Here is a 19977-nt window from a genome sequence, read left to right as displayed (position 1 = left end):
CCCGGATAGCGACCTGTAAGCGCAAGAATCATGTCGAATCCGCGGGTCTTCCCTCAAAGACGGATGCCAGACAACCTCCGCGTCCTCTGCGTGGACGACGACCGCGACACCGCCCGGACGACGGCGGAGTCCCTGCAGGCCGCGGGACTCGACTGTCTGGTCGCGACGAACGGCGAGGACGCACTCGCCCGGCTCGACGAGGGCCACGTCGACTGCGTCGTCAGCGACTACGAGATGCCAGGGATGGACGGCCTCGAGCTGCTCGAGGCGGTCAGAGAGCGCGACGAGGGACTCCCGTTCATCATGTTCACCGGGCAGGGCTCCGAGTCGGTGGCCAGCGAGGCCATCTCCGCCGGTGTCACCGACTACCTCCGCAAGACCGGGACAGAGGCACGGCAGTTCCTCCGGCGACGCATCGGGAACGCCGTCGACCAGTACCGGGCCGAGCGCGGGCTGGCGGAGACGCGCGGCCGGCTCGAGGGACTGCACCACCACGCCGTCGCCATCGCCGGCGCGCACGACCGCGAGACGGTCGTCGACCAGGCGCTGGTCGCTGCGGAGCGCATCCTCGACTTCGACGTCTCGGGCGTCTACGTCCTCGAGGACGACACGTTCGTCCCGCTGACGGAGCGCAGCTACCGACCGGACGGCGATCTCCCGACCGTCGACGACGGCGTCCTCGGTCACACCTATCGCGAGCGGGAGTCGGTGCTGGTCCGGAACGTTCTCGAGGACAGCATCGCCGAACCGGACCAGCCGGAGTTTCGCTCCGCGGTCAGCGTGCCCGTCGGTCGTTACGGCGTCTTCCAGGCCATCTCGGAGGAACCACACGCCTTCACCGAGACCGACAAGGAGCTGGCCGAGCTGCTCGTGACTCACGTCACGCAGGCGTTCGACCGGCTCGAGAGCGAGGCGGACCTGCGGCGGACGAACGAGCAGTTGCGGGCCATCCTCGACAACACCACGGCGAACATCTACATCAAGGACCGGGACGGTCGCTACCAGCTCATCAACGACCAGTTCCGGGAGCTGCTCGACCTGGAGCCCGGCGAGGCGGTCGGACAGACCGACTTCGACCTGCAGGACGAGGAGTACGCCGAGGCCGTCCGCACGAACGACCGACTGGCAGTCGAACGCGGGGAACCGGTCCAGACCGAGGAGTCCGGCGAGTTCGAGGGACGAGAGCGCATCTACTACTCGGTGAAGGTACCGCTGTACGGCGACGACGGCGAGCCAGTCGGCGTCTGCGGGATCTCCTCCGACATCACGGCGCTCAAAGAGCGCGAACGCGAGCTGGAGCGACAGAAGGAACGGCTCGACGAGTTCGCACACCTCGTCAGCCACGACCTGCGGAGCCCGCTGAGCGTGGCGCGTGGCTACCTCGACCTCGTCCGCGACGATATCGACCACGAGCACCTCGTGGAGATCGCGAACGCCCACGAGCGGATGGAGAGCATCATCGAGGGCGTCCTCACGCTCGCCCGCGAGGGCCGGGAGATCGGGGGGAAGCAGCCGGTGTCCGTCGAGGCGGTCGCCCGGGACGCCTGGGCGAACGTCGACTCCGGAGCAGCAACGCTGACCGTCGAGGACGACTCGACCGTCGACGCCGACCGGGACCGGCTGCTGCAGGTGTTCGAGAACCTCTACCGGAACGCGCTGGACCACGCGCTGCCCGACGACACAGACGGCGAGCTCACGGTGGCGGTGGGCACGCTGGCGACCAGCGGCTTCTACGTCGCCGACGACGGCGTCGGCGTCCCGGAGTCCGTCCGCGACGGGTTGTTCGAGGCGGGCCGGAGCTCGGACTCGAACGGCACCGGCTTCGGGCTGGCCATCGTCGAGCGCGTCGTTCGCGCCCACGGCTGGACGGTCGACCTCGCCGATTCGGCGGACGGCGGGGCGCGGTTCGAGATCCGGACCTGAACCCTGGTACTGCCCGAGGCGGTGGCGTTCTACTGCCCGAGGTGGTGGCGTTCTACTGCCCGAGGTGGTGGCGTTCTACTGCCCGAACCGGGTGACGTTCTCCAGTTCGTCCAGCTTCGGCTCGGCGAACGCCTCGCGGGCGATGCTGCGCAGGTGGACCTCGTCCGCGCCGTCGATGATGCGGAACGCGCGGACGTTCTCGTAGAAGTCCGCGAGCGGCAGGTCCTTCCCGATGCCGTTGCCGCCGCAGATCTGCACCGACTCGTCGATGGCGTCCTGGACGACGTTCGCGGTGAACACCTTCGCCATGGCGACACCGATGCGGGCCTCTTCGCCGGCCGCGATGTCGTCGGCCGCGTGCCGGATCATCGTCCGCGCGGCGTGCAGTCGGGTGCGCTGGCGGGCGACGCGGAACCGGAGCGCCTGCTTCTCCGCGATGGGTTCGCCGAAGGCCTCCCGCTCGCTGGCGTAGGCGGTCGCGATGTCGAGCGCACGGTCCGCCATCCCGCCGAATCGCATGCAGTGTGTGAGTCTCGCGGGGCCGAGTCTGCGCTGGGCGACCGCGAAACCGGCGTTCTCCGGACCGAGCGTGTTCTCGACGGGGACGCGTGCGCCGTCGAATTTGACCTCCGAGTGGCTGGAGCCGACGGGCTCGCCGCCCATGTGCGGGATGTCGCGGACGACCTCGACGCCGTCGGTCTCCCGGGGCACGAGGATGATGCTCGCACCCTCGTAGGGGTGGGCGTCGGGGTCCGTGCGGGCCATGACGAGGAAGACGTCGGCGTCTGCGCCGCCGGTCGTCCACCACTTGTGGCCGTCGATGACCCACTCGTCGCCGTCCTTGCGCGCCTCGGTACTGAGCATCTTCGGGTCCGAGCCGCCGCCCTGCATCGGCTCGGTCATGCAGAACCCCGAGTTGATCTCGCCGGCAGCGAGCGGCGCGAGCCAGCGCTCCTGTTGTGCGTCGGTGCCGACGATCTCGAGGGTGTGCATGTTCCCCTCGTCGGGGGCGGCACAGCGCATCGCGAGCCCGCCGAGCAGGCTCCGGCCGGCCTCCTCGAAGACGGGGAGCATCGCACGGAAGTCCAGCCCCAGTCCACCGTACTCCGCCGGTATCTGCGGGCCGTACACCTCGTACTCGCGGGCGGTCTCGCGCAGGTCGTCGACGACCGAGTCGGGGACGGAATCGCTGCCCAGCCACTCCCGCTCGACGGGGATGACCTCCTGCTCGACGAACTCGCGGGCGCGCTCGGCGACCTCCCGTCCGACGTCCGGGTCGTGGTACTCCATGTCGCCTGCTTCGGACGCCGGGGTGAAAAACGGTCCCACACAGCAGGGAACTCGTTCGGCGTTCCTCCTCGTCCGCGGGCGGTAGCGGACATTTCGACCCCGTTTTAACATTGTTAGCTGCCGTGACCCGAGGTTATTCCTACGACCCACACGTCGTCCCGGCCGTGACAGACGCATCCGACGAGTACTTCGACCGACTCGTCGACGAGGCGGCCCTAGAGTCGTACCTCCGGGCGAACCTCGGCGACGCCGACGACTTCGAGGTACGCCGCCACCAGGCCGGCCACTCCAACGAGACGCTGTTCGTCACTTGGGGCGGCGAGGAGCTGGTGCTCCGGCGGCCACCGCCGGGCGAGACGGCGGAGAAGGCCCACGACGTGTTGCGGGAGTACTCGGTCGTGGACGCGCTCCAGTCGACCGACGTGCCCCTGCCGCGGACCGTCCTCGCCTGCGACGACCACGACATCGTGGGGAGCGACTTCTACCTGATGGAGCGCCTGGACGGCACCGTCCTCCGCGGCGCGGACGGCGACCCCCTGGCCGACCCGGCGGACCGCCAGCGCGTCGGCGAGGAGCTGGTGGACACGCTCGCGGCCGTCCACACCGTCGACGTCGACGCGGTGGGGCTCTCCGAGTTCGGCCACCCCGAGGGGTTCACCCAGCGACAGGTCCGGCGCTGGTCCGAACAGCTCACGTGGGCGTTCTCGAAGACCAGCGACGAGCGCGAGGTGCCGGCCATCTACGACGTGATGGAGTGGCTGCAGGAGAACGCACCCGAGGGGCACCCGCACACGCTCGTCCACGGCGACTACAAGCTGGACAACGTGATGTACGACCTCGCCGACGAGCCCGAACTCGTCGGGGTGTTCGACTGGGAGATGAGCACGCTCGGCGACCCGCTGACGGACCTCGGCTGGATGCTGTCGTTCTGGCGCGACGCGGGCGACCCCGACACCGTCTCCGAGGAGTTCTTCGACACGTTCCTCGAGAACGAGGGGTACCCGAGACGGCGGGAACTCGTCGACCGATACGAGGCGGCGACCGGCATCGAGTACACGAACGACCGGTTCTACCGTGCGCTGGCGGTGTACAAGCTCGCCGGTCTCGGTGAGATGTTCTTCGCCCGCCACCTCGCGGGCGACGCCGACGACCCGCTCTACCCGAAGATGCGCGAGGCGGTCCCGGCGCTGGCCGACCGCGCACAGCGCATCATCGACGGCGAGGAGCCGCTGTAGCCGGGGCCACGGGATTTCTTCACCCTGTCCAACGTGACAGAAGCTCTGCCAATAGAACCGATACTTCTTTGGTAACCTGGAGCATGGGAGCTGCTATGGGGGCGTTCGCCACACTCGCCAGCGTGGGGGCTGGCACGGCAGCGACAGCATCGGTGACGGGACCGGGGGAGCTCGACGCGTTCTGGACGCTCTCGGTTCCGGTTCGGGCCGCGATACTCTCGGCCTCGACACTACTGCTCGGGATACTGGTCGTCGGACTGTTCCCCGACTACGGGACGACGGCCGTCGAGCGTGTCCGCCGGAGCATGCTCTCCTCGTTCCTCATCGGGAGCGTCGTCGCCGTCGTCTACGCCGGTTGCATCGCCATCCTCTGGTTCGCCGCGGGCCAGGACCAGATCGTCTCGCTCATCGCGATGCCGGTGCTGTTCGTCCTCGTCGGCCTCGGAACGGTCTGGACGGCCATCGGGCTGGTCGGGCTCTGTCAGGCCGCCGCCGACCTCGTCGGTGCCGACCACCTCGGCTGGGGTATCGTCGGTGCCGTGGTCGTCGCGGGTGCGAGCGTCACGGTACCCGCCTACGGACTCGCAATCGCAGTTCTCGCCGCCGTCTTCGGCTTCGGCGCTGGGATCAGGACCCGGCCGGGCGTCCGGGTCGGCACCGACCGCGTCGTCCCGCCGGACCGGAAGGTGTAGGCCGTCGCCGCCCGTTGGCACCAGCTTAAGGGTGGAACCACCAGTTCCAACGGGTATGCAACTGCACTGGCACCGCGACGACCTCCGGGTCGCCGACAACCTGGCCCTCACGACGGCGACGGACCGGGCCGACGACCGCGGCCCCGTCGCTCCCGTGTTCGTCTTCGACGATGACGTGCTCGCCCACGGCTCGTCGAACCGGGTCGCGTTCATGCTCGACGCGCTGGCCCACCTCAGAGACGCCTACCGCGACCGGGGGAGCGAGCTCCTCGTCCGCCACGGCGACCCCCGGGAGGTGGTCCCCGAGCTCGCCACGGAACTCGGGGCCGAGTCGGTGACGTGGGCCGAGGGTTACTCCGGCCTCGCCACCGAGCGCGACGCCGCGGTCCGACAGCGACTCGACGAGGTCGACGTGGCGCGTGAGTCCGTCACCGACGCGCTCCACCACGAGCCCGGTTCCATCACCACTAACGATGGTGAACCGTACTCCGTCTACAGCTACTTCTGGAAGAAGTGGCGCGACCGGCCGAAGACCGACCCCGTCGACGCCCCCGACGCCGAGGCCCTCGTCGATGCCGACGACCTGCCCGACCCGGAACCGCTGCCGACGCTCGCCGACCTCGGCTTCGAGGTACCGACGGCCGACATCCCGACGGCGGGCACCGAGGCCGCACGCGAGCGACTCACCGCCTTCTGTGACGGCCCCATCTACGACTACGGGGACCGCCGGGACTACCCCGCAGAGGCCTGCACGTCGCGGCTCTCCGCCGACCTGAAGTGGGGAACCATCGGCGTCAGGGAGGTGTACGAGGAGACAGCGGTCGCCGCCGACTTCGCCGAGACGGAGTCCGACAGGGAGTCCGTCGAGGAGTTCCAGAGCCAGCTCGCGTGGCGGGAGTTCTACCACCACGTCCTCTTCTTCAACCCCGGCGTCGTCACGGCGAACTACAAGGAGTACGAGCACCCAATCGAGTGGCGCGACGACCCCGACGAGCTGCAGGCCTGGAAGGACGGCGAGACCGGCTACCCCATCGTCGACGCCGGGATGCGCCAGCTCCGCGAGGAGGGGTTCATGCACAACCGCGTGCGGATGATCGTCGCCTCGTTCCTCACCAAGGACCTGCTGGTGGACTGGCGCGAGGGGTACGCCCACTTCCGCGAGCACCTCGTCGACCACGACACCGCGAACGACAACGGCGGCTGGCAGTGGGCCGCGTCGACGGGGACCGACGCTCAGCCGTACTTCCGAATCTTCAACCCGATGACCCAGGGCGAGCGGTACGACCCCGACGCGGCGTACATCACGCAGTACGTGCCGGAGCTCCGCGACGCCGAACCGTCCCTGATCCACGGCTGGCACGAGGCGAGCGAGCTGCTGCGCGAACAGGGTGCCCCGGAGTACACGCGGCCCATCGTCGACCACGGGGATCGACGCGAACGGGCGCTCTCCATGTTCAAATCGGCACGCGGCGAGTGACCTCCGGTTCCGACCAGTTTTTCGGTAGATGATAAAATTCTTCGTTTCATGAAATCATTATTGGCACTTTCCTAAAGCTATTTCCGCACGCGGCACACTGTGTCGTACGGTCTATGAGTCAATCGAACGGCCCGTACGAACCCGAACAGTTCACCTACCGTCTCCCCGACCCGACCGTCGCCGTCGAGCGCGCGTTCGGAGCGGCGAAATACGCGTCGATACTCGACGGTCTCGTGGCGGCGACGAAGGTCGTCGTGGTGTCGCTGCTCCTGTCGTTGCCGCTCACCACGGCGGTCCTGCTCGCCGGACTCGTCACGTTCTCCGTCTACGGCTCGAACAAGCTGGTCGACGCCGAGGACGAGGTCAACTGCCCCGGCCGCGCCAGCTTCGTCGCCCGGAACCGCGAGGCCCTGCTCGTGGGCACGCTCGGCGCGTACGTCCTCGCACTCGGACTCGCGGCGCTGGAGGGCCTCGACTCGTTCCTGTTGACGCTCGTCCCAGCGGCCGCCGCGGTCCTGTACAGCACGCCGTGGCTCCCGGTCGACGGCGGTACCCGGCTGAAGGACGTGCTCGTCGTCAACACCGTCCTCGTCGCCGGTTCCTGGGCCGCCTACGTCGCGTTCATCCCGGTCGCGTACGCCGACGCGCCGGTGACGCCGGCCGCCCTGACCGTCTGTGCCTTCTTCTTCCTCCAGACCGTCGTCGCCGGCGAGGTGCTCAACGCTCGTGACGTGGCCGGCGACCGCGCCGAGGGCGTCTCCACGATGGCGACCGTCTTCGGCATCCGGCACACCCAGTTCGTGCTCTACGCGCTCGACGTCGTCACCCTCGCCCTGCTCGTCTGGGCGGCGACGACCGGCGTGCTGTCGGTCCCCCTCGCGCTCGCGCTGGTCCCCGCGGTCGGCTACTCGCTGCTGGTCACCGCGCTGGTCGGGCGTGACGTCGACCGCGGTCGGCTCGGCACCTGCCGGGACTGCCAGTACCTCCTGATGCTCTGTTGCGTGCTCGTCGCCGTCTGAAATCGCCCCTCGATATTGCCAGTCGAGTTAAGGGCGTGGGACGCGAACCCGAAGTACATCGGTCCGCTCCGAAATGTCCCCCTCGCTCGTTCCCATGTCAGGGCTCCTCATCACCGCCGTCGTGGCCACGATAGTCGCCTGGCTCGCGTACAATCAGCGGCCCAAACCAGGAGCGGCGTGGCTCGCGGCGATGCTCGTCGCGGTCGCGTGGTGGGCCGCGTTCTACGCCCTCGAACTCCCCATCCAGACGATGGCGACGCGCCGGCCGTTCATGAAGCTCCAGTGGCTCGCGAGCCTCACCATCCCCGTGTTCTGGTTCTGCTTCGCCCTGGAGTACACCGGGCGTGACCGCTACGTCACCCGCTGGTCGACGGCGGCACTCCTCGTCGTCCCGGCGGTCGTCTTCGGCTTCGTCGCGACGTTCGAACACCACGGCCTCATCTACCAGGACCCACAGCTCGTCGAGCGCGGCGGTACCTACGTCGTCGACCACGTGTTCGGCCCGCTGTTCTACCTCGGTATCGGCTACGCCTACCTCGTCATCCTCGGTGGGTCGCTGCTGTTCATCTCGCTCGTCTTCGACCGCAGTCCGACACACCGCCGCCAATCGGGCGCGCTGCTCGCCGCCGTCATCGCCCCCTGGGTCGGCAACCTCGTCCACGTCCTCCACGTCCCGATGGTCGCGCTCGACCCGACCCCCATCGCGTTCCTCGTGACCGGCGTCGCGAGCTACGTGGCGCTGAACGAGCTCGACCTGTTCGACGCGGTCCCCGTGCCCGACTCCATCGCCCGGGACGTCGTCGTCGAGGGGATGGAGGATCCCGTCGTCGTCGTCGACGAACGCAACCGCGTGGTCGACGCGAACGCGGCCGCGTCGACCATCTTCGGCTACGACGCCGACGCCGCGCTCGGCCGCGACGCCGCGCGGGCGATCCCGGGCTACCCGCAGGCAGGCGACGGCGACCAGGACACGGTCGAGGTCGAGACTGGCCGCGGCCGCCGGTACTTCGACGTGACGGTCTCCGACATCACCAACAGCAGCGACCGCCGTATCGGCCGGGTGGTGACCATGCGGGACGTCACCGAGCGGACCCACGACGAACAGCGCCTCGACGTGCTGAACCGCGTGCTCCGGCACAACCTCAGGAACGAGATGAACATCGTCGCGGCCAGCGCCGAGCAGCTCTCGACCACCGTCGACGACGAGGAGCTGGAGCTCGTCGAGACCATCCGGGAGCGCGCCAACGACGTGGCCGCACTCGGCGACACCGCACGTCGCATCGAGCGGCTGCTGGAGAGCGCGGACGAGGAGGCGTACGAACCCCTCGGGACGATGCTCGACCGCGTTCTGGAGCGCGGCCGCAGTCAGTTCCCGACCGCCTCGTTCGAGGCCGTCTGGACGACCGAGGAGGGGACGGTGTACTGTCCCCGGACCGTCCAGCCGATCCTGTGGAGCCTGCTCGAGAACGGCGCGGCCGAAGACGACGCGGTGGTGACCGTCTTCGTCACACCGGGGACGGACGGGTACGTCTCGGTGACCGTCGCTGACGACGGCCCCGTCATCCCGAAGCGACAGCGCGAGGTGCTCAAGTCCGGCACGGAGACCCCCCTCGACCACACGAGTGGTCTGGGACTCTGGCTGGCCGTCTGGGGTATCCGCTCCATCGGTGGCACCATCGACTTCGAGAGCGAGGCCGAGACCGGCAACGCGATCACGCTCCACGTCCCCTGCGAGATCGAGACGTCGGCGGCCGCCGAGAGCCAGGTTGTCAACTAGACGCATACGGGTTCTAAACTTTTAAACGGGAATCGACCGTATGGTAGGACTGGGTGATACAAATGGCCGAGAAATCACACGCCGAACTGCCGCCGCTCCCGTACGACTACGACGCACTCGAACCATCCATCTCCGAACAGGTTCTCACCTGGCATCACGACACACACCACCAGGGGTACGTCAACGGTCTGAACGCGGCCGAGGAGACCCTCGCCGAGAACCGCGAGTCCGGCGACTACTCATCGTCCGCCGGCGCGCTCGGGAACGTGACCCACAACGGCTGTGGGCACTACCTGCACACGCTGTTCTGGGAGAACATGTCCCCGAACGGCGGCGGTGAACCCGAGGGCGACCTCGCCGACCGTATCGAGGAGGACTTCGGCTCCTACGAGGGCTGGAAGGGCGAGTTCGAGGCGGCTGCCTCGGCCGCCGGTGGCTGGGCGCTGCTCGTCTACGACCCGGTCGCCAAGCAGCTCCGCAACGTCAAGGTCGACAAGCACGACCAGGGCGCGCTCTGGGGCGCACACCCCATCCTCGCGCTCGACGTCTGGGAGCACTCCTACTACTACGACTACGGTCCGGACCGCGGCAGCTTCATCGACAACTTCTTCGACGTGGTCAACTGGGACAAGGTCGCCGAGGAGTACGAGAAGTCGGTCGACCACTTCGAGTAATCGAAGCGCCGTACACCATCGACATTTTTCGCGCAGGCCCCGCAGTCAGTCCACGACAGCGCCGGCGAACTCGAACCGGGCACCGCCGGAGTCGCCCTCCGTAACCCGCACCGTCCAGCCGTGCGCGTCGGCGATGGACTGGACGACAGAGAGCCCCAGCCCGGTGCCGTCCTCGTTCGTGGTGTACCCGTCGTCCAGGACGTCCGCGCGGCTGTCGGCCGGGATGCCGATACCGTCGTCTGCCACGTAGAACCCGGCCGGCCCGTCGTCGATGGAGTCGGCCAGGTCGCCGACGATGACGGTCAGCTCGGCTGTCGCCCCGTTTGGGCCGTGCTCGACGGTGTCCCGGGGAGCGTGCGAGCGGGGGCTCGTGGAACCGTGTTCCACGGCGTCCTCGTGAGACGGAGTCGAACGAGGGCTCGTCGAGCCGTGCTCGACGGCGTCCCCGCGAGCGTGCGAGCGGGGGCTCGTGGAACCGTGTTCCACGGCGTTCCGGAACAGGTTCTCGAACAGTCGTCGCAGTCGGGTGGGTGCCGCACGGACGGTCCCGTCGGTCCGGACCTCGAGCGTCGCACCGTTGGTCTCCACGGTGGCCCAGGCCGCCCGGGCGACCTCCTCGATGCGGACCGCCTCCAGGTCCGTGACCGTCTCGCCCTCGCGGGCCATCGCGAGCACGTCCTCGATGAGTTCCTCCATCCGCTCGTGGGCGACGACGACGTCGTCGAGGTGGGAGACGTCGTCGGTGTCCTGGGCGAGTTCGACGTAGCCCTCGGCGACCGACAGCGGGTTGCGCAGGTCGTGACTGACGAGGCTCGCGAAACGGTCGAGCCGCTCGTTCTGTCGCTCCAGCTCGCGCTCCCTGTGCTCGCGTTCGGTCACGTCGCGGAGGTAGAACAGGTGCCCGAGCGAGCGGCCGCGGTCGTCGGACTGCGGCCACACCCGGACGTCGACGTACCGACGGCCGCTGGCGGAGTCGAGCGTGACGAGGGTCTGGGTCTCGCGGTCCCCGACGTCCGCCGCGATGTCGCCGACGGGGCCGTCGAGGACGGTGCTCACCCGCCGTCCGATGACGGAGCCATCCAGCCCGAGCAGTCGGCTGGCCGCCGGGTTCACGTCCGTGATGCGACCTTCGGCGTCGAGGACGACGACGCCGTCCCTGATGTTCGTCATCAGCGACTCGCGGGCGATGGGTGTCACGTCGGTCAGGCTGAACTCGAACACGCCGAAGGCGAGCGCCGCGCTCCCGAGGGCGAACCCGAACGGTGTCCCGTCTACGGCGATGGTCTCGGTCACGTAGAGCAGGTTCCCGACCAGCGGCGCGAGCGCGGCCAGGACGACCACCGCGGCCTGCCGCCGGTAGAGGTCGGTCGACCGGTAGAAGAACCCGACGAACATCGAGAGTGCCCCGAAGACGAGGCCGTAGGCGTAGAGGGTCCAGAGGTAGAACACAGCTCCGTGATCGACCCCGATGCCGGTCAGCGTCCCCGGGTCCTCGAAGACCCGGCTGTAGACGAGTCCGTGGTCGAAGACGAGTCCCGACCAGGCGACGACAACCATCACGGCCGAGACGCTCCAGAGCCCCGTCCGGACCCGCCGGTCGTGGAGTCTGTCGTGTCCCGTGTACTCGGCCGCCAGCAGGAACCAGGACGGCGGGACGAGGGTGACACCGATGTACGCGAGCCGACTGAACAGCTCGTCGACGAACAGCGAGGGGGTCAGACTCTGGGCGAGCGACGGTGCGGTCCAGGCGGCCGCACCGAGTGCGGTCAGCGCGAGGTAGCGGGCACCGGTGTTGGGCCGGTTCCGCCAGGCCACACCGGCGACGACGAACGCCAGTCCCGTCGTGGCGACGAGTACCATCTGGTACAGTGTGGTGATCGGGAGCCCCCCGAGCATTACCGATAGCAGTCGGCCCGTCCACTTAGATGACCCGGCCACGGAGCGTGGGACGGCCACGCAGCGACGGGTACGGGTCCAGGTCCCCACGGGGCCACACGCTACCGAGAGCTATGGACTGCTCCGAAGGCCACCCCAGAACTCGGAGCAGAATATATATATATATATATTAAATCCGATAGTTTTACGCAGCGCCGGGGGGTAGCTACGGTTGCTGCCACGCGCCGCAGTCCCACCGTGCCACTGCGGTGTCCGTTGCTCACCGTCGTCCGACGGTGAACCGACAGCAGAGCGCAGCACCACCACCACCACTCGCGAGCCGACACACTCGCACACTGCACCCGGACCCGACGACCGGCACGCCGCACACCACTGCCTGTCATCCTGCCGGCCGGGCCGTCGCCTGGTCGAACGGACGGGGGTCTCCCCCGTTCGGCCGATCTGGATCCGTGAGCGACGGCCGTGGACCGTACGCTTTAGGTCGCGCACGGTCCTACGGGGGCGCATGCCCGTTCAGAAGTCGGAATTCGACGATCTTCACCCGTGTGATTTCTACGAGCCGGACGAACTCCTCGAAGCCGACCAGATGTACACCGTCTACGAGATCGCCCGTCTCCTGCAGGGGCTCGGAACCGACGCCGAACTCGACCGCGAGACCGAGGACGTCCTGCTCGACTGGGCCATCCCGTGGGTCATCACCAACGCGGACGACCTCGTCGTCGCCACACCCCGGTCCGACGACGAGCCCGGGTACTACGGCCTCGACACATGAGGCTGCTCGTCGCCGGTGACGCACGCGTCGACGCGGGCAAGACCACCTTCTCGACCGGACTCTGTGAGTACCTCGACGCCACGGGGTTCAAGCCCCGCGCCGGCAACGACCACTGGTTCGACCACGACGACTACCTCGCCGCCGTCACGGAGGGCCGGCTCTACGGCAAGGACGCGAAGCGCCTCGCCGTCGCGAGCCCGGGCGACTCCGACCCGGAGGACCTGAACCCACTCCACCGGCTCTGGCGGCCCGCACCGGGGAGCGACACCGGCATCATCGGCGCGGGCCACCGCCAGTTCGTGCTCGACCGGGTCGGCGACGAGTTCGTCGTCAACGAGCGCGCGGACGTACCGGAGGACGCCCGCGAGCACCTGCCGCTCGCGGACGCCCACCGTGTCCGGACCCTGGACGAGCTCAACGCGGTGATGGAGCAGCTGCACGCCCCGGCGCTCGCGGAGATACGGGAGACGGTCCGGGCGGCCGACCGGGCGGTCGTCGAGTCCTACGCCGACATCGCGCTCCCGCTCCGGGACGTCGCCTTCGACGCCGTCGCCGTCGTCGAACCCGAACGCGCCAGGGTCTACGACGGCGGCCGGTACGGACGGGCCTGCGAGGCCGTCAGCGGGAGTCCGCGCGAGGGACGGCTGGAGGAACGCGTCGAGGACGTGCTGTCGTTCTGTGACCCGCTCGCGAGCTGTGCGCTGCCCGCGCTCTCGGCAGACGAGCGGTCGCATCCGGCGACGGTCGCCGACGCCTACGAGGTCGCCTACGAGGCGCTCGTGACGGCCGCGCTCTCCTGAGTCAGGGTCCCGCCGACCGGGCCATCCGGGCGGCGAGTTCGATGTGGCTGTACGGCCGGTCTGTCATCGACGGGCCGTGCCCGACGTGCATCTCGCCCAGGTCCTCGTCGACGAGGTCGAGCACGCGGTCGATGCTCTCGACGAGCAGGTCGTGGTCTCCCTCCTCGAGGTCGGTGCGGCCGAAGCTCCCGTTCTGGAACACGAGGTCCCCCGCGAGGAGGACGCCCGCCGCCTCGCTGTAGAAGCAGAGGTGGTCGTTCTTGTGTCCCGGCGTGTGGAGCGCCACGTACTCGTTGTCGCCGAGGCGGACCGTCTCCCCGTCGGCGATGGGCTCGTCGATACCCTGCTGGTCGGTGTCGAAGCCCCAGGCCTGCACGTCGAACTCGCGTTTCACGTCCCCGAGGTTGCCGACGTGGTCCGGGTGCGTGTGGGTCATCACGACGGCGTCGATGCCGCCGTGGTCGGCGACCCGCTCCGTGACGTCGAAGTTCGCGCCCGTGTCGACGAGCACCGTCCGCTCGCCGTCGACCAGGAAGGCGTTGCTCGTGAACGCCCGCACGCCAGCGGCGAGGTTCGTTATCATGGCCGACCGTACCGTCCCGACGGGTTTGACCGTTCCGGACGCGGCCGTCGTCGCGGCGATACCGTGGCCCGGCTACGGTCCGTCCGGAACGATTACGGCGTCACCCCGGCGAGTACGAGCTGGGCACGCTCGTCGCCGTCGTTGTGTAGCTGCCGCGTCTGGCCGGCGGACAGCCGGATCGCCTCGTGCTCGCCGACGTGGACCGTCTCGTCCCCGAGGTCGACTGTGACCTCGCCCGCGACGACGACGTACACCTCCTCCTGTCCGTCGCCCTCGTGGTCGTGCTCTTTGCCCTTCGCACCGGGTTCGAGTTCGAGGATCGTCACGCCCAGCGCCTCCGTATCGAGTGCGTCCCTGAGGAACCACATCCCGCCGTACTCCTCGGGGACGACCGACTCAACGTCGTCCGTGCTGGCTTTCGTGTAGGACATACACGACGAGGTTGGGCTGCCGCGGCCAAGAAGCTAGGTGCCGTGGTGGAGCAGACCGACGCCGCGAACCGACACGCTCAACCGCGGCTCGGCCCAACCGTCGGTCGATGACGAGCGAGTACGCTGGCGTGGTCTACGACCTCGACGGGACGCTGGTCGACCTCGTCGTCGACTGGGACGCGGTCGCCAGGGACGTGCAGGCGGTGTACGCCGACGCGGGCATCAGCCCCGACGACAGCGACCTCTGGACGATGCTCGGCGGGGCACGCGAGCACGGCCTCTACGACGACGTGGAGGCGGCCATCGCGGCCCACGAGCGCGAGGGAGCCCGCGAGTCGCGGCTCCTCCCGCACGCCGACGTACTCGCCCGCGAGGACCGTCCCGTCGCCGTCTGTTCGCTCAACTGCGAGGCCGCCTGCCGGGTCGCCCTCGACACCCACGACCTCGCCGGCCACGTGGGGCCGGTCGTCGGCCGCGACACGGTCTCGACGTGGAAGCCCGACCCCGAGCCGCTGCTCCACGCGGTCGACGGACTGGGGCTCTCGCCCGAGAACGTGCTGTTCGTCGGCGACTCCGAACGCGACGCCGTCACGGCCGACCGCGCAGGCACCGGCTTCGAGTGGGTCGAGTGACCCTGTTTCAGCGCTTGCGTGACGCGTAGAGGTAGACGCCGATGGCGGTGACGAACCAGACCACGGCACCGACACGGACCGCGAACTCGGCGCGCGCGTTCCACGTCGGGAGGGCGACGGGGATCGAGAGCAGGGTGACGAGGGGGACACCGACGAGGATGGTGACGACGAACGTCGTCCGCATCACCCACGCGTAGTCGACACCCTCGTCCACGTCGCCCCCGCCCACGGCCGCGTCGACCGCCTGCTCCGGGTTGCTGACGGGCTCCGGGTCGTCCGCCTCGGCGTCTGCATCGCTCACGGACGGTGCTGACCCCGCCAGCGGGTAAGGTCTGCCGATTTCGCGGGCAGGCGGTGGTGCCCCCGGTGGCCGCTATCCCGACCGAAGGTTTACGCTGGTTGTAAACCTCAGGGGCGCAGCTGTCCCGGCGACTGCCGCACCGTGGTATGTGAACCCCAGTCGTCACGGAACCGGCAGGCGTTTGAGCGATGCCGAGCAAACTCGGTACATGCGAACCACGGTGCGTGACGTGCGAGAGAAGGCGGGTGACGAGCCGGTCACGATGCTCACCGCGTACGACGCGGTGACGGCGGAGATCGTCGACGAGCAGGGCGTGGACGTTATCCTGGTGGGCGACAGCATCGGCAACACGAAGCTCGGCCACGAGTCGACCCTCCCGGTGACGGTAGACGAGCTGGCGAGCGCGACCGCGGCCGTCTCGCGAGCGACCGAGGATGCGCTGGTCGTCGCCGACATGCCCTTCTTGAGCTACGGGCACGACGAGAAGGAGAGCATCGAGAACGCGGGCCGGATGCTGAAGGAGGCCGGCGCACACGCGGTGAAGCTCGAATCCGGACCGCACACCGTCGAGCTGACCGAGCGGATGAGCCAGCTCGGCATCCCGGTGATGGCCCACCTCGGGCTGACGCCCCAGCGCGTGAACCAGCTGGGCTACGCACGACAGGGCACCACCGAGGAGGCCGCCGCGGAGATGCTGGACCTCGCGGTCGCCCACGAGGAGGCCGGCGCGTTCTCGCTGGTGCTGGAGCACGTGCCAGCGAACGTCGCCCGCGAGGTGACCGCGACCGTGTCGATGCCGACCATCGGTATCGGCGCGGGGCCGCACTGCGACGGGCAGGTGCTCGTCGTCGACGACGCCGTCGGTCTCTCGTCGTGGACGCCGTCGTTCGTGGAGGAGTTCGGCGACGTGCGCGCGGCGATGGCCGACGCCGTGGACGCCTACCGCGACGCCGTCGAGTCCGGCGAGTTCCCGGCCGAGGAGCACAGCCACGTCGAGGACGAGCTCGACGGCATCTACTGAGACCGGACGACCCTCCCGAACGCTCGACGCTACTCCTGCACGCGGGCGACGAACCGGCCGAGCGCGCTGTTGAACGCGTCCGGCTGTTCGAGCATCGTGAGGTGGGCGGCATCCTCGACGACGGCGACGCGGCCGTCCATCGCGTCGGCGAGGTAGTCGTGGTAGCGCGGCGGTGTCAGCCGGTCGTGCTCGCCGACGACACAGAGCGTCTCGACGTCGAGGCCGTCGAGTTCGTCCCTCACGTCGAACTCGTGGCAGGTCAGGAAGTCGCGCTCCGTGACCGCTCGCCCGCAGGCACGCATGCTCTCCTTCGACAGCTCGACGAGCCGGGGGTCGGGGTCGTGGAACAGCCGGTCCGGACCGTGGAGGAACTCGATGGCGCGCTCGAAGTCGTCGGCGAGCCAGCCCTGGAGGTCGTCGAGCACCGCCAGCTTCGCGCCCGTGCCTGCGAGCACCACGCCGTCGAACTCCGCGTCCCGTTCGAGGAGGAGGTGGAGGGCGACGGCACCGCCCAACGAGTTGCCGACGAGCACGCTGGCGTCCACCTCGTCGGCCACCGCGAGCACGTCGTCTGCGTACGCCGACAGCGACTCGAAGCCGGCGCTCGCGTCGGTGTCGCTCGCGCCGCCGTGGCCGCTGAGGTCGAGCGCGACCACGGGGAACTCGTCGGCGAGCCGTGCCTGGGACTTCCAGAGGCGTCGACTCCCGCCGCTCCCGTGGACGAACAGTACCGTCTCCCCGGACCCGCCACGGTCGAACTCGTCGTATGTCGTCGTTCGACCGTGATGACTGACCTGCTGCATGGAACGGAGTTGCTCGCCCGAGGGCATAAAGCCTAAGTCTATCGTGAACCGCAGTTACACTGTATCGTCGGGAACCCGATACCGTCTGGTGGTTCGGCCGGCAGAGGATTTATATACTAGCAGAACTAACTTGAGGTTAGTAAGTTCATGAACATCCAAGACTTCGCTGCGGAGGACGAGCAATTCGTCCGGCAGTACGTGTACGACGACGCCAGCGTCGTGGCCGTGGACCTCGGCGACGGGTTCGACGCCGGGTCCGTGGACATCGTCGGCGACACCGTCATCGTCGTCGGCCGCGGTGACGAGCAGTACGAGCTGGACGCTCCCGGCGTCTCGCAAGCGTTTATCAGAAACGGCGTCCTCACTATCGAGATGGAGGTCGACGCATGAAACTCACCGTCAAACCCCTCAAGCAGAAGGATGCAGGTCGTGGGCTCGCCGCCATCGACAGAGGCTCGATGGCCGAACTCGGCCTCGAGAACGGCGACTACATCCGGCTGGTCGGCAAGCAGGACGCGACCACGGTCGCCCGCGTCTGGCCCGGCTACCCTGAGGACCAGGGCCAGGGCGTCGTCCGCATCGACGGTCGCCTCCGGCAGCAGGCCAACGTCGGCATCGACGACCGCGTCGAGGTCGAGAAGGCCGACGTCAAGCCCGCGACGAGCGTCACCGTCGCGCTCCCGCAGAACCTCCGCATCCGCGGGAACATCGGCCCGCTCGTCCGCGACAAGCTCAGCGGGCAGGCCGTCACGAGCGGGCAGACCGTCCCGTTCTCGCTCTCGTTCGGCCCGATGGGCGGCAGCGGCCAGTCCGTCCCGCTGAAGATCGCCTCGACCGACCCGTCGGGGACGGTCATCATCACCGACTCGACCGACATCCAGATCTCGGAGACGCCCGCCGAGCAGGTCGGCCCGGCCGGTGAAGGCGACGGCGAGGCCGTCCCGAACGTCACCTACGAGGACATCGGCGGCCTCGACGACGAGCTCGACCAGGTCCGCGAGATGATCGAGCTGCCGATGCGCCACCCCGAGCTGTTCCAGCAGCTCGGCATCGAACCGCCCAAGGGCGTTCTCCTGCACGGCCCGCCGGGCACCGGGAAGACGCTCATCGCCAAGGCCGTCGCCAACGAGATCGACGCCCACTTCCACACCATCTCCGGCCCGGAGATCATGTCGAAGTACTACGGCGAGAGCGAGGAGCAGCTCCGCGAGGTGTTCGAGGAGGCCGAGGAGAACGCCCCGGCCATCGTCTTCATCGACGAGATCGACTCCATCGCGTCCAAGCGCGGCGAGGCATCCGGCGACGTCGAGCGCCGCGTCGTCGCCCAGCTCCTCTCGCTGATGGACGGCCTCGAAGAGCGCGGCCAGGTCACCGTCATCGCGGCGACGAACCGCGTCGACGCGCTCGACCCCGCGCTCCGCCGCGGCGGCCGCTTCGACCGCGAGATAGAGATCGGCGTCCCCGACACCGCGGGTCGCCTGGAGATCCTGCAGGTCCACACCCGCGGGATGCCGCTGTCGGACAGCGTCGAGCTGGAGCAGTACGCCGAGAACACGCACGGGTTCGTCGGCGCGGACATCGCCAGCCTGACGAAGGAGTCGGCGATGAACGCGCTCCGGCGCATCCGTCCCGAGCTCGACCTCGAACAGGAGGAGATCGACGCCGAGGTGCTCGAGAACCTCAAAGTCACCGAGGGCGACTTCAAGGAGGCGATGAAGTCGGTCAACCCCTCGGCGATGCGCGAGGTGTTCGTCGAGGTCCCCGACGTCACGTGGAACGACGTCGGTGGGCTGAACGACACCAAGGAGCGCCTCCGCGAGACCATCCAGTGGCCGCTCGACTACGGTGACGTGTTCGAGGCGATGGACCTCGAAGCCGCGCGCGGCGTGCTGATGTACGGCCCGCCCGGGACCGGCAAGACGCTGCTCGCGAAGGCCGTCGCCAACGAGGCCAACAGCAACTTCATCTCCATCAAGGGGCCGGAGCTGCTGAACAAGTACGTCGGCGAGTCCGAGAAGGGCGTCCGCGAGGTGTTCGAGAAGGCGCGCTCGAACGCTCCGACGGTCATCTTCTTCGACGAGATCGACTCCATCGCGACCGAGCGTGGCACCAGAACGGGGGACTCCGGCGTCGGCGAACGCGTCGTCTCGCAGCTCCTGACCGAGCTCGACGGGCTCGAGGACCTGGAGGACGTCGTCGTCATCGCGACGACCAACCGCCCGGACCTCATCGACGACGCGCTCCTGCGTCCCGGACGGCTGGACCGCCACGTCCACGTACCGGTCCCGGACGAGGAGGGCCGCAGGCGCATCTTCGAGGTGCACACCCGCAACAAGCCCCTCGCGGACGATGTCGACCTCGAGGACCTCGCCGCGCGCACCGAGGGCTACGTCGGTGCCGACATCGAGGCGGTCTGCCGCGAGGCGTCGCTCGCCGCGACCCGCGAGTTCATCAACTCCGTCGAACCGGAGCAGATGGCCGAGTCCGTCGGCAACGTCCGCATCACCGCCGACCACTTCGAGCACGCGATGGACGAGGTGACCGCGAGCGTCACCGACGAGGTCAAGGAGCGCTACGACGAGATCGAACAGCGCTTCGGCCGCGAGGACGTCCCAACCGAGGAACAGCAGATCGGTCGGACGTTCCAGTAG

The 19977-nt window shown here is 68.7% G+C and carries 19 protein-coding genes; 13 read left to right on the top strand and 6 right to left on the bottom strand.

All coding sequences use genetic code 11. The features are described 5' to 3' along the window. The first annotated feature begins 63 nt into the window (after positions 1 to 63). Positions 64 to 1923 (top strand): response regulator, encoded by a 1860-nt coding sequence (locus NO345_RS12545; RefSeq protein WP_256299676.1) that lies wholly within the window; start codon positions 64 to 66, stop codon positions 1921 to 1923. Between the two features lie 75 nt (positions 1924 to 1998). Here NO345_RS12545 and NO345_RS12540 read toward each other — a convergent pair whose 3' ends face one another. Next, positions 1999 to 3213: an acyl-CoA dehydrogenase family protein gene (locus NO345_RS12540; RefSeq protein WP_256299674.1), complete on the bottom strand. Its 1215-nt coding sequence runs from the start codon at positions 3211 to 3213 to the stop codon at positions 1999 to 2001. A gap of 164 nt (positions 3214 to 3377) precedes the next feature. Here NO345_RS12540 and NO345_RS12535 point away from each other — a divergent pair, with 164 nt between their 5' ends. The 6 genes from NO345_RS12535 to sod all read left to right on the top strand — a co-directional run bounded on the left by NO345_RS12535 (position 3378) and on the right by sod (position 10087). Further along, positions 3378 to 4448 (top strand): phosphotransferase family protein, encoded by a 1071-nt coding sequence (locus NO345_RS12535; protein ID WP_256299672.1) that lies wholly within the window; start codon positions 3378 to 3380, stop codon positions 4446 to 4448. 95 nt (positions 4449 to 4543) lie between these two features. Beyond that, a complete protein-coding gene (locus NO345_RS12530) occupies positions 4544 to 5140 on the top strand; it encodes a DUF8173 domain-containing protein (RefSeq protein ID WP_256299670.1) in 597 nt (198 codons plus the stop codon). Between the two features lie 55 nt (positions 5141 to 5195). Further along, the gene (locus NO345_RS12525) at positions 5196 to 6617 is read left to right on the top strand and encodes a cryptochrome/photolyase family protein (RefSeq protein ID WP_256299668.1); all 1422 of its coding nucleotides are present in this window, start codon (positions 5196 to 5198) and stop codon (positions 6615 to 6617) included. 113 nt (positions 6618 to 6730) lie between these two features. Next, positions 6731 to 7636 carry a UbiA family prenyltransferase gene (locus NO345_RS12520; protein ID WP_256299666.1) on the top strand — a complete coding sequence of 302 codons (906 nt, stop codon included), beginning with the start codon at positions 6731 to 6733 and terminating at the stop codon, positions 7634 to 7636. A 94-nt stretch (positions 7637 to 7730) separates the two neighbouring features. Next, positions 7731 to 9413 (top strand): sensor histidine kinase, encoded by a 1683-nt coding sequence (locus NO345_RS12515; RefSeq protein ID WP_256299664.1) that lies wholly within the window; start codon positions 7731 to 7733, stop codon positions 9411 to 9413. A gap of 62 nt (positions 9414 to 9475) precedes the next feature. Beyond that, complete coding sequence (gene sod, locus NO345_RS12510) at positions 9476 to 10087, top strand: superoxide dismutase [Mn] (RefSeq protein ID WP_256299663.1); 612 nt, start codon at positions 9476 to 9478, stop codon at positions 10085 to 10087. A 45-nt stretch (positions 10088 to 10132) separates the two neighbouring features. Here the strand turns inward: sod and NO345_RS12505 are convergent, their stop codons facing one another. Beyond that, on the bottom strand, positions 10133 to 11983 hold the full coding sequence (locus NO345_RS12505) for a histidine kinase N-terminal 7TM domain-containing protein (protein WP_256299662.1): 1851 nt from the start codon (positions 11981 to 11983) through the stop codon (positions 10133 to 10135). A 505-nt stretch (positions 11984 to 12488) separates the two neighbouring features. On the opposite strand from NO345_RS12505, the gene NO345_RS12500 reads away from it, so the two are divergent. Then, positions 12489 to 12755 carry a DUF5827 family protein gene (locus NO345_RS12500; protein ID WP_256299661.1) on the top strand — a complete coding sequence of 89 codons (267 nt, stop codon included), beginning with the start codon at positions 12489 to 12491 and terminating at the stop codon, positions 12753 to 12755. Further along, a complete protein-coding gene (locus tag NO345_RS12495) occupies positions 12752 to 13555 on the top strand; it encodes an ATPase (RefSeq protein ID WP_256299660.1) in 804 nt (267 codons plus the stop codon). The genes NO345_RS12500 and NO345_RS12495 overlap by 4 nt, the downstream gene beginning before the upstream one ends. A 1-nt stretch (position 13556) precedes the next feature. Here NO345_RS12495 and NO345_RS12490 read toward each other — a convergent pair whose 3' ends face one another. Together NO345_RS12490 and NO345_RS12485 are read right to left on the bottom strand one after the other, a co-directional pair. Next, positions 13557 to 14138 carry an MBL fold metallo-hydrolase gene (locus NO345_RS12490; RefSeq protein WP_256299659.1) on the bottom strand — a complete coding sequence of 194 codons (582 nt, stop codon included), beginning with the start codon at positions 14136 to 14138 and terminating at the stop codon, positions 13557 to 13559. Positions 14139 to 14230: 92 nt separating this feature from the next. After that, a complete protein-coding gene (locus NO345_RS12485; protein ID WP_256299658.1) occupies positions 14231 to 14569 on the bottom strand; it encodes a cupin domain-containing protein in 339 nt (112 codons plus the stop codon). 107 nt (positions 14570 to 14676) lie between these two features. Here NO345_RS12485 and NO345_RS12480 point away from each other — a divergent pair, with 107 nt between their 5' ends. Continuing rightward, complete coding sequence (locus tag NO345_RS12480; RefSeq protein WP_256299657.1) at positions 14677 to 15201, top strand: HAD family hydrolase; 525 nt, start codon at positions 14677 to 14679, stop codon at positions 15199 to 15201. A 7-nt stretch (positions 15202 to 15208) separates the two neighbouring features. Here the strand turns inward: NO345_RS12480 and NO345_RS12475 are convergent, their stop codons facing one another. Beyond that, positions 15209 to 15430, bottom strand: coding sequence for a DUF5822 domain-containing protein (locus tag NO345_RS12475; protein WP_256300244.1), 222 nt, complete (start codon positions 15428 to 15430; stop codon positions 15209 to 15211). Positions 15431 to 15710: 280 nt separating this feature from the next. Between NO345_RS12475 and panB the strand changes: the two genes are divergently transcribed. Then, positions 15711 to 16523 (top strand): 3-methyl-2-oxobutanoate hydroxymethyltransferase, encoded by an 813-nt coding sequence (gene panB / locus NO345_RS12470; RefSeq protein ID WP_256299656.1) that lies wholly within the window; start codon positions 15711 to 15713, stop codon positions 16521 to 16523. A gap of 29 nt (positions 16524 to 16552) precedes the next feature. Here the strand turns inward: panB and NO345_RS12465 are convergent, their stop codons facing one another. Next, positions 16553 to 17326 carry an alpha/beta fold hydrolase gene (locus NO345_RS12465; protein ID WP_256299654.1) on the bottom strand — a complete coding sequence of 258 codons (774 nt, stop codon included), beginning with the start codon at positions 17324 to 17326 and terminating at the stop codon, positions 16553 to 16555. A gap of 147 nt (positions 17327 to 17473) precedes the next feature. On the opposite strand from NO345_RS12465, the gene NO345_RS12460 reads away from it, so the two are divergent. Both NO345_RS12460 and NO345_RS12455 read left to right on the top strand, forming a co-directional pair. After that, positions 17474 to 17716 (top strand): DUF7127 family protein, encoded by a 243-nt coding sequence (locus tag NO345_RS12460; protein ID WP_256299652.1) that lies wholly within the window; start codon positions 17474 to 17476, stop codon positions 17714 to 17716. After that, positions 17713 to 19977, top strand: coding sequence for a CDC48 family AAA ATPase (locus NO345_RS12455; RefSeq protein ID WP_256299650.1), 2265 nt, complete (start codon positions 17713 to 17715; stop codon positions 19975 to 19977). The genes NO345_RS12460 and NO345_RS12455 overlap by 4 nt, the downstream gene beginning before the upstream one ends.

The organism is Haloarchaeobius salinus, assembly GCF_024464185.1.
GTDB lineage: Archaea > Halobacteriota > Halobacteria > Halobacteriales > Natrialbaceae > Haloarchaeobius > Haloarchaeobius salinus.
The sequence above is the reverse complement of the archived record's forward strand: the minus strand, read 5'-3'. Positions and strand labels throughout refer to the sequence as shown.

Coding starts and splice junctions, on each gene's coding strand:
- NO345_RS12520 (WP_256299666.1), top strand. CDS start 6,731: ATGAGTCAATCGAACGGCCCGTACGAACCCGAACAGTTCACCTACCGT.
- NO345_RS12460 (WP_256299652.1), top strand. CDS start 17,474: ATGAACATCCAAGACTTCGCTGCGGAGGACGAGCAATTCGTCCGGCAG.
- sod (WP_256299663.1), top strand. CDS start 9,476: ATGGCCGAGAAATCACACGCCGAACTGCCGCCGCTCCCGTACGACTAC.
- NO345_RS12480 (WP_256299657.1), top strand. CDS start 14,677: ATGACGAGCGAGTACGCTGGCGTGGTCTACGACCTCGACGGGACGCTG.
- NO345_RS12505 (WP_256299662.1), bottom strand. CDS start 11,983: ATGCTCGGGGGGCTCCCGATCACCACACTGTACCAGATGGTACTCGTC.
- NO345_RS12525 (WP_256299668.1), top strand. CDS start 5,196: ATGCAACTGCACTGGCACCGCGACGACCTCCGGGTCGCCGACAACCTG.
- NO345_RS12545 (WP_256299676.1), top strand. CDS start 64: ATGCCAGACAACCTCCGCGTCCTCTGCGTGGACGACGACCGCGACACC.
- NO345_RS12540 (WP_256299674.1), bottom strand. CDS start 3,213: ATGGAGTACCACGACCCGGACGTCGGACGGGAGGTCGCCGAGCGCGCC.
- panB (WP_256299656.1), top strand. CDS start 15,711: ATGCGAACCACGGTGCGTGACGTGCGAGAGAAGGCGGGTGACGAGCCG.
- NO345_RS12515 (WP_256299664.1), top strand. CDS start 7,731: ATGTCAGGGCTCCTCATCACCGCCGTCGTGGCCACGATAGTCGCCTGG.
- NO345_RS12485 (WP_256299658.1), bottom strand. CDS start 14,569: ATGTCCTACACGAAAGCCAGCACGGACGACGTTGAGTCGGTCGTCCCC.
- NO345_RS12530 (WP_256299670.1), top strand. CDS start 4,544: ATGGGGGCGTTCGCCACACTCGCCAGCGTGGGGGCTGGCACGGCAGCG.
- NO345_RS12455 (WP_256299650.1), top strand. CDS start 17,713: ATGAAACTCACCGTCAAACCCCTCAAGCAGAAGGATGCAGGTCGTGGG.
- NO345_RS12500 (WP_256299661.1), top strand. CDS start 12,489: ATGCCCGTTCAGAAGTCGGAATTCGACGATCTTCACCCGTGTGATTTC.
- NO345_RS12465 (WP_256299654.1), bottom strand. CDS start 17,326: ATGCAGCAGGTCAGTCATCACGGTCGAACGACGACATACGACGAGTTC.
- NO345_RS12495 (WP_256299660.1), top strand. CDS start 12,752: ATGAGGCTGCTCGTCGCCGGTGACGCACGCGTCGACGCGGGCAAGACC.
- NO345_RS12490 (WP_256299659.1), bottom strand. CDS start 14,138: ATGATAACGAACCTCGCCGCTGGCGTGCGGGCGTTCACGAGCAACGCC.